This window comes from Microcoleus sp. S28C3 (assembly GCF_036700785.1).
Lineage (GTDB): Bacteria > Cyanobacteriota > Cyanobacteriia > Cyanobacteriales > Microcoleaceae > Microcoleus > Microcoleus asticus.
In genome coordinates this window covers 1-12974 of record NZ_JAUBPO010000043.1, presented here as the reverse complement: position 1 = coordinate 12974, position 12974 = coordinate 1, and the positions used below count along the sequence as shown (strand labels likewise).

Genomic DNA, 12974 nt, shown 5'->3' with positions numbered 1-12974 from the left:
GGCATAAAATTAACTTTTTTGTTCGGATTTAGTTGGCAAGGTGATGATAAATTCAGTTCCTGTTCCCATTATAGAGTTGACGTTCAGGGAACCGCCATGTTTTTCAACGATAATTTGACGTGCGATCGCCAATCCCAATCCCGTTCCTTTCCCCACTGCTTTCGTCCTCAATAAATGATCGAATATCTTTTGTTTGATCTCCCAACGGGCGTAGCAGTAAGATGCTTCTTTATGCTCTAATATAGCTGATGGGAATCTCGATCGCTAACTCTGTACCATCTCCAACTCTAGAATTACAGGTTAATTTACCGCCATGTTTTTTGACAATTCCATAGCTAACAGATAAACCCAAACCTGTACCGCTACCCACTGGTTTAGTTGTAAAAAATGGATCGAATATTCGGGATTGAATATTCGCCGGGATACCGGCACCATTATCAGTGATTTTAATTCTAACCCTGTCTTTTTTAATGAATTCAGTCTGAATCCTGATTGCAGGGTTTTTATCTGTTTTCTTAATTGATTGAAGAGCATCAATAGCGTTACTGATAATACTCAGAAATACTTGATTGATCTCACTAGCATAACAAATTACATTGGGCAGATTTCCATACTCTTTAATAACTTGTATTTCTGATTTGCCATCGCTCAGTCTTAAGCGAGTTTGTAAAATTAGCAAAGTGCTTTCAATTCCGGTATGTAAATCTACTGCTTTCATGTCGGCTTCATCTAAGCGGGAAAAGTTACGCAAACTCAGGATAATTTGGCTAATGCGATCGCTCCCTGCTTTCATAGATTCCAGAATTTTAATTGAATCTTCCCAGATAAATTCTAAATCCATTTCTTTTATTTTCGCTTGAATTACTTTACTGGGTTCAGGATACTCTTGTTGATAAATATTAAGTAAAACAAGCAAATCTTTGACATAATCCTCTATATGTGCAACATTACCACGAATAAATGTTACTGGATTGTTGATTTCGTGAGCAATCCCAGCTACCAGTTGACCGAGAGATGACATTTTTTCGCTCTGAATTAATTGTGCTTGGGTTTGTTGTAAGTTTTTAAATGCTTGCTCTAAATCAAAAGCTTTTTGGCTTAAATCTTCCGTTTTTTGCGCTACTTCGGCTTCTAATCTTTGGGAATAGTTCTCTATTTGTTTATATAAACGAGCATTATCAATAGAGATCGCTGCTTGAGCTGCGAGCATCTGGATAATTTCTACTCGCTCATTAGTAAATGCTCCCACTGTTAAGTTATTTTCTAAGTACACAATACCGACGAGTTTTCCTTGGCGAATAATTGGAGTACATAAAACTGATTTAGGTTGATGAGCGATAATATAGCGATCGCCTGCAAATTTGTCGGCTGTACTTAAGTTGTCAAAAACAGCCGTCGCTTGAGTTCGTGCCACCGCATAAATCAAACTCTGAGGAATTTCTTGATATTCTTCCAGAGGAATTTCTAATATTTTTGTCTGCTTTTGTGCGGCTTGAGCGACGACTAACCATTGTCGGTCTTGGCGCAGCACTAAACAACCGATTTGTGCTCCCCCATTCGCAAGCGTAATCTGCATCAAAGTGGCTAACAGTTTCTCTAATTCAATTTCTTGTGAAATGGCTTGTGCCGCCATCATTACTGCTGGAAAATCTAACCATAAATTCTCGCTACTACTGACGCTAGTTAGGCTTTCCATCCGGGTAGGGTTGATGGTTGTCCCAGATGTGATGACAAAGTTAGCAGGTTGGAGAATAGCTTTCAGTAGTTGTTGATAGTGGTGTTCTAAATAAGCTAGTTTAGCCTTGGCATCCCAACGGGAATAACAGTAATAGGCTTCAATCATGTAAGATTGTGCAACTTTTTCTTTCCCCCAATCTAAGTAGAATTTAGCAGCTAGTTCGTTGGCAAGTGCTTCTTCTTGGGTATATTGGTTGGCTTTGGCTCCAGAAATCGCCTGGTCGTAAAACTCAATTGCTTTAGCTTTTTGTCCTAATACTCGACATCTTTCCGCCTCTATGATATCGACCTTATGTTGATAATTCATGGGAGCATGATCCGCCCATTGTTGTAACTTGGTTTGGTTTTCTATTACACCCTGCAATGCTTCTGCTGTTTCCTCTACCTCTGGATTCAATTGTGCCAGAGTTAACAGAGAATCATAAAGATAAAATACTGGTTCGCTGACTAATCCCGCACCAGCCATAAAATAGCGCCTGACCTCAATAGCATGATTTTTCGCTGGCTCAATTTCTCCAAACAAGAAACAAAGCATCAGTTTATACAAATGGAAAATATACAATCCATACTTATCATTGGCAGATTGTAGCTGCTGGAGAAATTCCGTTTCTTCAAGGGCTTTCCCAGACAAAAGGGTGGTATGTTCTGCAAGACCTAGCAAATTTAAAACAGGTTGCCAATAAATCCGGCAATAATTTGCAGTTGTCAATTGATTTAATTGCATCAAACTATGGCAGTAGGCGCAAATATCCTGCTCTAAGGTAGCCAGGGATTGACTGCACCAAAAAGAATTGAGACAAAAACTGTGGCCATTGTACCCAGCAAATAACAAGTTCCCAAATTCTATGGCAGTGGTGTAACCTTCTTGCAACAGGGGTAGTGTTTCTTGAATGTGAGAGTTGCGGTGTACAACAAATAACCCCAAAGTAAGTAAAACATCTGTTTTACTTGCTTTGGCATCTAGTTTTGAAATAATCTGGAGTGCCAGGGAACCAAACTGCGATCCTGTATCTATGGCTTGGAAGAAATTGCAGAGAATATTGCCATAGTTCGTATAGCCGAAAGCAGAAATCGATGTGTTACCGTACTGAATGGAAAGTTTAACCGACAAAGTATTCAGCAATGGGAACAGCGCAGAGCCAGTGAAGTAAGCTGCTGGGCTGATGATATTGGCAATCTTAATAGTACCGAGTTTTTCCACATCCCTCATCTCAGGCAAGTTAACCAAATCGGCAATTTCCCTATTTCCAATAAGTTCCTCAATCTCTTGGATTTCCTGTTGAAGATCTGATGGTGTCGGTGTTTCAGGAAAGGTGACACCAAGCTGTTGTAAGACTGGTTGGGCGATCGCGATCGCTGATGTCAGTTTATTTTGGGAAATATGAGATTGAATTCTAATACAGTAAACATTTACTTTTTCAGGTAAGGAGCGTGCCTGTTGAATGACAATATCAATGAACTGTTCCATTGCCTCAAAGTTACCGTTTAGCATCGCTACTTCCGCAGCTAATTCATATAAGGCGAGAGTCATTTCATACTGCTGCTGCCAAGTATTTTTCTCCAACAAAGACAATCCCACTGTGACATATTCACGCGCTGCTTGATAGGCGGTTGAACTTTTGGCTTTGCGACAGGCAATTAAATTGAGTTGGGCTAATTCTTCTCGTTCTGTTGGTTGGGTAATTAAAACAGTTCCGTGATTTAATTGATTGACGATTTCAAAAATACGGTCAACTCTAGCTTGTGTGGAAATCTGTTGCAGCAGTAGTTTTCCGATTTGGTAATGAGTCGCCTGTTTTTGGTCGTTGGGAATTAGGGAATAGGCGGATTGTTGAACGCGATCGTGTAAAAATTTGTAGGTAACATTTTGAGACTTTTCTGGCGTAACGGCTTGACTTTCTGCCCCTACATAAAATTTATAAACATCACCAATTGGTAAAATCAAACCTTCTTGCAATGCTTTCCATAAATTAGCTGCGGTTTCTACTTCTGAGTGTTCTGAAACAATTGCTAATGTTGTTAAATCGAACTGATTGCCAATACAAGCGGCTAACTTCAGAATATTCTGGGTTGCTAAGGGTAACTTCTCTAACTGCAACGCCATAAATTCTACAACATCATCGGTCAAGGCTTGTTGATTAATTTTGGACAAATCGCATTGCCAACAGCCTAACTCCAAGTTAAATTGAATGATATTTTCTTCGTGTAGGGCTTTGAGAAATTGGGTGGCAAAAAATGGGTTGCCTTTAGTTTTTTGATAGACTAATTGTGAAAGGGGTAATGCCAAATTTTCTGTACTTTTTAGGGTATCAGAGACTAATTGATTGATTAGGGATTGACTTAGGGGTGTTAAAGTAATAGTGTTAATGGTTGCTTGTTTTTTTTGAATTTCGCTCAAAGTCAGCATTAATGGATGGGCTGGATTGACTTCGTTATCTCGATAAGCACCAATGATGAAAAGATGACCGATATCAGCCATTAATAGCTGCATCAACTTTAATGATGCTGAATCAGCCCATTGTAAATCATCTAAAAACATCACTAATGGATGTTCCGCGCTAGTAAAGACTTGGGTAAATTTTTGAAACAATAAATTAAAGCGATTTTGGGCTGCCGTTCCTGATAATTCCACTGCTGGTGGTTGTTCGCCAATGATTTTTTCTAATTCGGGAATGACTTCAATAATTACCTGACCATTGTCTCCCACAGCCTCTAATATTTGATTTTTCCATTGCTCTAGTTGGACATCACTTTCGGTTAACAATTGCCCCATTAAATCGCGAAATGCTTGTACAAAAGCAGAGAAGGGAATATTGCGTTGAAATTGGTCGTATTTTCCTTTGATAAAATAACCGCGTTGGCGAACAATTGGTTTATGAACTTCGTTGACGACGGCGGTTTTTCCAATTCCGGAAAACCCAGCAACTAACATCATTTCTGTTGTACCAAGACTGACTCGATCGAATGCTTGCAGTAAAGTTTCTACTTCGGTTTCTCTTCCGTAGAGTTTGTCAGGGATGATGAAGCGATCGCTCACATCTCTTTGAGCAATGGGAAAATCATTAATCTCACCAGTTTCTTGTAGCTGATGCAAACATTTTTCTAAATCAAATTTCAGCCCCAAGGTACTTTGATATCGGTCTTCCGCATTTTTCGCCATCAATTTCATCACTATATCTGCCACCACTTGCGGTATTTTTTCTTCCCGACTTCCTTCTAAAAGTGCTGGTTGTTTGGCAATATGAGAATGGACTAATTCCATTGGGTCATTGGATTCAAAAGGTAACTTTCCTGCGAGTAATTCAAAGAAAGTCACACCCAAAGAATAAAAATCTGTCCGATAGTCAATCCCCCGATTCATTCGACCAGTTTGTTCGGGAGAACTGTAAGCTAGTGTCCCTTCTAACACATTGGGATTAATTAGTGTTTGGGTTTCTTGCGGTAACAAGGAAGCAATGCTGAAGTCAATTAATTTGACTTGTTTGGTTTCGGGATTAATTAAGATATTACTGGGTTTGATGTCTTTATGAATGATGCGCTCGCGGTACAGTATATCTAAGGTGTTGCAGATGGCGATCGCGATTGACAAAAACTCTCTCAAAGATAGTAAGTTCTTCCCTTTAATCGCCTCTTCGTGAAGAGAAATTCCCCCGAAATCTTCCATCACTAACGCATAGCCATTTTGATATGGTTCCAAGCTATAAGTTTGTACGATATGAGGTGAGTTAAGATTTTTGGCAATGGTGTATTGATTGCGAAACTGTACCAGTTCGCTAAAGGTAGGATCGTCATTTTTTAGCAGCTTGATGACGACAGGTAGTCGATCGTTGGTACGGATAGCCCGATATACCAAGGTTCGACTTCCTGAATAAACTGGTTCGATAATTTGATAGTTGGGAATTTGAACAGTTGGATGATGGTTGTTGTTTGTCTTAGAGTTATTCATGGCTGTTGCTGTTTGATAATTGATGAGTCAGTGGTTGTTAAATGAGTCTGAATGCTGGCATAAAATTAACTTTTTTGTTCGGATTTAGTTGGCAAGGTGATGATAAATTCAGTTCCAGTTCCCATTATAGAGTTGACGTTCAGGGAACCGCCATGTTTTTCGACGATAATTTGACGTGCGATCGCCAATCCCAATCCCGTACCTTTACCGACAACTTTCGTAGTAAACAAATGATCAAATATTTTTTGTTTGACTGATTCATCCATCCCCTGACCATTATCAGCAATGACAATTTTGACCTGATGATTTTCTCTTGAAGTAGTAATTGTAATGCGGTTGGGATTCGCCTGAATTTCCGCAAAACTTCGACCAGTATTTGATTCATCCAACGCATCGATTGCATTGGCGAAAATGTTCATAAACACCTGGTTAAGCTGTCCGGGGAAGCATTCTATCGCCGGAATATTGCCGTAATCTTTCACTACTTCAATGGCAGGCCGCTCATCGTTGGCTTTCAATCGATATTTGAGAATTAAGGTCGTGCTATCGATGCCCTCGTGGATGTTAAAAGCAACTTTGTAGTCTTTGTCAGCTCTAGAAAACGTGCGAAGGCTAGTGCTGATACCTTTGATGCGATCGCAGCCCAATTGCATCGAATCAATCATTTTGGGCAAGTCTTCGATGATATAATCTAAATCGATATCTTCGGCATGGTCTGCAATCTCTGTTTCTGGTGCGCGCTCGCGATAGAGATTGAGATGCTCCACTAAGTCTTGAACTGTGGATTTGGCTTCACTCAAATTGCCAGTTAGGAAGCCAACGGGGTTATTGATTTCGTGAGCGACACCAGCAACTAAGTTACCCAACGCTGACATTTTTTCACTTTGAATCATTTGCAATTGGGTTTGCTGCAAGTCATGTAAGGCTTCCTCTAATTCTTGAGATTTTTGAAGGATGACCGCTTCGGCTAGTTGGCGCTCGGTAATATCATCTGCCAAGGAAACAACTCCAATTAACTCGCCCTTGGCATTCACAAGCGGATTGTTATACCAAGCACAAATAATAGTTTTGCCATCCTTGGTAACATTTTCATTGATACTGTAATTACCGCCCTGCTGCGATATGATATCGATGCTAACTAGCTCCATTTCTGCTTGAATGCTTTGAGGAATAATGAATGTGAATTTACGCCCCAAAGCTTCCTTCTTGGTGTAGCCAAAGATTCTTTCTGCTGCTAGGTTCCAGTCAGTAACCTGAAAATTGGTATCCCACTCTATCACTGCTAGTGGAGTTTGTTGAACCAATAGCTGGAGTCGTTGTTGGGATGCTCGAAGTTGTGCTTCTGCAAGTTTGCGATCGCTAATATTTTTCACAAACGTACAGTTGTACTCTTCGCCGTCGAGTTCAAGGTAGTTAACTGTTACTTCTACCGGATAGCAATGCCCTGATTTGTTGAAATTGTAAGTTTCCAAGACACAGGAACCCTGCTCTTTAACCTCCTGCCAATGCTTTTTCCAAGCTTCTGACGAAAGATCGGGGTTGAAGTCCCAAACGTGTTTTTGCAAAATCTCGATTCGGGAATAGCCGAGATCGCGGCAGGCGGCATCATTAACATAAGAAATCTGTCCACTCGGTTTAACCCACCAGACCGGCACGCTGGAACGATCGATGGCAAACTGAGTGAGTCTGAGAGATTTCTCTGCAAGCGTGCGATCGCTAATATCGATCGTCACGCCATCCCAGATAATCGAACCGTCGGCTTGCCGTTCTGGTCGTGATACCGCCTGCACCCATTTCACAGTGCCAGAGGTCGTAATAATACGCCATTGCTGCTCAAATGGCATGAGAGTCTGGGCAGAATGGACGAACGCCTGGGTCATGGCTGGGCGATCGTCGGGATACTCCAGCATCCGAAAGTCTCTGATTCCTGTCAAGAACTCTTCAGGTGGTACTTCATATAGATCGGCGCAGCCTGGACTAACGTAGGGAATTGAAACAGAACCATCGAGATCCAGACGGATCTGGTAAATCATCCCAGGCACATTATCCACCAGCTTCTGAAAGCGGGCTTTGCTGGCACTGAGTTCTGCCAGCATTTGTTGGGCTTCCTGATAGAGTCGGGCATTTTCTAGTGAGATAGCAGCTTGAGCGCAAAGTATGTTGAGGAGTTCGACGCGATCGCTCGTAAACGCCCCCGTTACTAAAGTATTTTCTAGATATAAAATGCCCAACAACTTGCCCTGATGCAAAATCGGGCTGCACAAGATACTAGAAGGCTGCTGACGAATAATATACGGGTCATTAGCTAAAGTCGGATCGGCACTAGCATCAATCAGCACAGCAGTTCGCCGCTCGTGCTTGACTTTGTAAATTAGTTTGTGGGGAATGTCTTGGCACTCTTCAATGGGAAGGCGTTGCAATACGACTGGTTCCGTTCCCACAGTAATTGACCCTTTAATCAGCAAGCGTTGGTCTCGCAACAGCATTAACACGCATTTATTGGCTCCCGCATTTTCGATGAGGATCGAAAGTAACGATGAAAGCAGTTTTTCAAATTCGATTTCACCTGCAATAGTTTGAGAAGCTTTGAGAATTGCAGCTAAATCTAAAGCGAGAGAGACACTACTACTGCTAGAAGTTGCTCCAATTGTGGAAGTGAGACTCCCCAAGGCGAAGATGGTTTCATTAGTGGAGAGGGGAGAACGGGTTTGCTGTAATATGGGAGCCAGCAGTTGGGGATAGCGCCTTTCCAAGTCGGCAACTTTAGCTTTAGCACCCCAACGAGCATAGGCATAGTAGGCTTGGGTGATGTATGACTGAGCTATGAGCTCTTTGCCCCAGTCGAGGTAGAATTTGGCGGCTAGTTCGTTGGCAAGTGCTTCTTCTTGGATATAACCGTGTTCTTTAGCAAGAGCAATAGCGCGATCGTACAAGTCGATCGCTGAGGCTTTTTCACCTAACACTCGATGCTTTTGGGCCTCCACCAAATGCCACTTGTGCAAGTAGTTCATCGGTGCATGGTGTGCCCGCTTCTGCAACTTTGTCTGATTTTCTGCTACCCGTTGCAAGCGATCGGTCAAATCAGAATCCCCACTACAATCTCCAGTTAAAGCAGCAAGAGAATCATAGAAGTAAAAGATTGGCACCGTAACAATACCTGCCCCTGCTGCTAAATACTGTCTGCCCTCAGTCGCAATCTCTGACAGGGATTGCGCCGTGTCATCAAACAGATAGCCAAGAATCAATTTATGGAGATAGAAGAAATGAAGCCCCTGCAGATCGTTGGCTGCCAACAACTGGGGTAGGAACTGCGCCTCGTCGCACATATCGCCCACCAAAAGCTGGGAATTGTGAGCATTGCCCAACAGTTTTAAAACCGCCTGTCTGAGTATTTGAAAGCAGTTAAACGTCTGAATCTGCTTGAGATGCTTCGGCATCTGGCTGTAGGCGTGGATGTCTCGCTCCAGCGTTAAGAGTTCCTGACCGCTGAAGTAGGCAATTTTGCAGCTATGAAATGCGCCATAACCCGCAAATTCCAAATCTCCGGTATCTAATCCAATTTGGTAGCTTTCCCGTAGAACTGGCACTGACATTTGCAAATGAGTAGTTCCATGCAGAACAAATGCCCCCAATATGACGCGGATTCTACATTCAACCTCCTTGGCATTGAGTTTTTCGATTACCGCTAACGCTAGCTTGCCAGCCCGCTCTGCCGCTTCCATGTCTTCTAAAATGCCATTCAAGAGCAGGCCATAGCTGACATAAAAGAAGGCAGAGAACGGTGCGTTGCCATGTTGAATCGAGGCATTTACCTGCGAAAAAATCAGTAATGGATATAACAAAGGATTTGTATTATAAATGCCTGGTGCAGCGCTGGCGGCAATTCTCATCGCTGCCAGGGGTTCAGATGCCGTCATGGGGGGCAGGTTTAATAACTCCTCGATCGGTCTACCTGCCAACAGGTTCACCGTATACTGAAATCCCTGCTGGATATCTTCCTGAGTAGGACAATCGGGTAATTGAATACCCAATTGACTTAGCACTTGTTTCGCCAAGGCGAGCGCATCCAAGAATTGATGCTGGAATATATGGTTTTGAATCTCTATCTCGTAGATTTTCACCCGATCGAGTAGTGTTTTTGCTTGCTGCAACACTATCTGCGCCCAATGTTCCATTTGCTCATATTCTCCAGCAAGAAAGGCATTTTCAGCCGCCAATTCATGCAACATTAGTACCAATTCATACTGACTTTGCCAACAATCGGGCTTTAGCAGGGTGATTCCCGTAGTTGCGTAGGTCATAGCAGATTCATAGGCGGTTGCAGACCTGGCTTTTTTGGCGGCGAGTCCGTTTAACTGGGCAATTTTCTCTCGTTCTGCGGGCCGGGCGACCAATGTCAATCCCCTGTTCAGGTGATTGACGATATCAAATAGTTTGTTGGTCTGTTCTATATCTGATGTGCGAGCGAGCAGCAGTTGACCTATATTCAGATGGATTGAAGCTTTCTGGCGATCGGGAATTAGGGAATAGGCGGCTTGTTGGACGCGATCGTGTAAAAAGCTATATTTAGCTATTTGTTTAGAGCTATTCTCACTTTCCACTGCCGATTCTTGCTGCTCTTCCCCATGATAAAATTTATAAGAACTACTAATTGGTAAAATCAATCCTTCTTGCAGTGCTCTCCACAAATTAGAAGCCGTTTCTACCTCTGAGTGTTCCGAAACAATTGCCAAAGTTACTAAATCAAACTGATTCCCAATACAAGCTGCTAACTGCAATACCTGTTGAGTTGAGGGAGGCATTTTTCCTAATTGCAATGCCATAAAAGCCACAATATCATCCGTAACTGCTTGCTGCTTAACTTGTGCAATGTCACATTGCCATCCCCCCGTAGCCCCCCCTTGATAAGGGGGGGTTGGGGGGATGAACTGAATCAGTTGCTCTTGATGTAATACCTTGAGAAACTGTGTAGCAAAAAAGGGATTTCCTTTGGTTTTCTGAAATACCAATTGAGAAAGAGGCAAGGCTAAATTTTTTCTGCATTTCAGGGTATCAGCAACTAATTGAGTCACTGTGACTTGACTGAGTGGTGCTAAAGTAATGGTATTAATTGTGAAGAGTGTTTTTTGAATCTCACTCAAAGTCAACATTAATGGATGTGCTGGATTGACTTCGTTATCGCGGTAGGCACCAATTAATAAAAGATGACTTGTATCAGCCATTAATAATTGCATTAACTTCAGCGATGCTGAATCTGCCCATTGCAAATCATCTAAGAACATTACTAAGGGATGTTCAGCACTGGTAAATACTTGGGTAAATTTTTGAAACAATAAATTAAAGCGATTTTGGGCGGCTGTTCCTGATAATTCTGGTGCGGATGGTTGTGGACCAATAATTGTTTCTAGTTCGGGGATGACTTCAATAATTACTTGACCATTTTCTCCAACTGCTGATAATATTTGGTTTTTCCATTGGTGGATTTGTGAATCGCTTTCGGTTAACAATTGTCCCATTAAATCTCGGAACGCTTGCACAAAAGCACTGAAGGGAATATTCCGTTGAAATTGGTCAAATTTGCCTTTGATAAAATAACCGCGTTGGCGAACAATAGGTTTATGCACTTCGTTGACAACTGCTGTTTTTCCAATCCCCGAAAAACCAGCGACTAGCATCATTTCTGTGGCTCCTTGACTGACTCGCTCAAAGGCTTGGAGTAGAGTTGATACCTCGGCTTCTCGTCCATAGAGTTTGTCGGGAATAATGAAGCGATCGCATACATCCCTCTGTGCAATCTCAAAGCTTTCAATCGAACCCGTAACTTGTAACTGAGTTAAACAATTTTCTAAATCAAACTTGATACCCAACGCACTCTGATATCTTGATTCGGCATTTTTTGCCATCAGTTTTGTGACTATTTCTGATAGTACAAAGGGAATTTTAGAATTTATTTCATGTACTAAAGGCGAGGCTTTGGCAATATGAGAATGTACTAACTCCATTGGGTCATTGGATTCAAAAGGCAATTTAACTGTCAGTAATTCGTAGAAAGTCACGCCTAAAGAATAAAAATCAGTCCGATAGTCAATCCCCCGATTCATTCGTCCTGTTTGTTCTGGGGAAATATAAGCTAGTGTTCCTTCTAAGACATTGGGATTGATTAGTGTTTGGGTTTCTCGCGGTAACAAGGAAGCAATGCTGAAGTCGATTAATTTGACTTGTTTGGTTTCAGGATTAATTAAGATATTGCTGGGTTTAATGTCTTTGTGAATGATGCGCTCGCGATATAATATATCTAAGGTATTGCAGAGGGATCTCGCGACTTCTAAAAATTCTCTCAATGAGAATGCGTTTTTCCCTTTAATCGCCCATTCCTGAAGAGAAATCCCGCCAAAGTCTTCCATTACCAGCGCATAGCCATTTTCATAGGGTTCCAGGCTGTAGGTTTGGACGATACTAGGTGAATTAAGGTTTTTGGTAATGGTGTATTGATTGCGAAACTGCACGAGTTCGCTAAAGGTGGGATAGTCGTTTTTCAGGAGTTTGATGACCACAGGTAATTGGTCTGATGTACGGATAGCCCGATATACCAAGGTGCGACTTCCTGAATAAACTGTGGAGATAATTTGATAGTTGGGAATTTTAACATTTGTAGGAGTGTCGCTATTTTTGTCAAAAATTTTGTCAAAGTTATTCATGGCTATTGTTGTTTGATAATTGATGAGCGAGTGCTTGCTTAAATGAGTCTGAAGCAATACTCCGGACAGTTTTTAAAGAGGGATACGATCGCTTTTGCAGCAGAGAAGTGAAAAAAGTGAGTGCAATCTGACCCCAAAATCAACAGAAAAAAAGGCACTCTTTTCGGTTAAGCTATAGAAACACACAAGCTCAACAGATTGCCTTATGAAAATCATTGAATCCATTTTACAACAAATGCCAGGGATTAGTCAACCCCAAAAGAAGTTTTTAATCACTTTATTCTCAACTATCTTGCTGGCTTATGGCAAGGTCAACTTTACAAATCTCAGTCGTTATAGTTGTTTGAGTGAAAAAACCTACCGTCGTCACTTTCTCAAAAGCTTTAACTTTCCACAATTTAATCAATATTTTGTGAAAGAAGCTTTAAATGCTGAACACACAGTTATTGCTATCATTGATTGTTCTTTTTTAAGAAAAAGTGGCAAAAAAACAGACGGTAAAGCTTATTTTTATAATGGTGTAGCTGGTAAATCGGAACAGGGATTGGAAATTTCTGTGATTTCTATTGTCGAAATTGAGTCTCGTTTATCTT

General features: G+C 41.6%; 2 protein-coding genes and 2 pseudogenes. 1 reads left to right on the top strand and 3 read right to left on the bottom strand.

Going from position 1 to position 12974, the window contains the following annotated elements; all coding sequences use genetic code 11:
• Positions 1-9: 9 nt before the first annotated feature.
• The 3 genes and pseudogenes from QUA13_RS14760 to QUA13_RS14750 form a co-directional block, all read right to left on the bottom strand.
• Positions 10-198, bottom strand: a pseudogene (locus tag QUA13_RS14760) (ATP-binding protein); the annotation flags it as partial.
• A gap of 31 nt (positions 199-229) precedes the next feature.
• Positions 230-5683, bottom strand: a complete 5454-nt coding sequence (locus tag QUA13_RS14755) for an AAA family ATPase (RefSeq protein WP_333199596.1) — start codon at positions 5681-5683, stop codon at positions 230-232.
• A gap of 65 nt (positions 5684-5748) precedes the next feature.
• Positions 5749-12381: a PAS domain S-box protein gene (locus QUA13_RS14750; protein ID WP_333199594.1), complete on the bottom strand. Its 6633-nt coding sequence runs from the start codon at positions 12379-12381 to the stop codon at positions 5749-5751.
• Positions 12382-12586: 205 nt separating this feature from the next.
• Here QUA13_RS14750 and QUA13_RS14745 point away from each other — a divergent pair.
• A pseudogene (locus QUA13_RS14745) lies at positions 12587-12974 on the top strand (transposase); the annotation flags it as partial.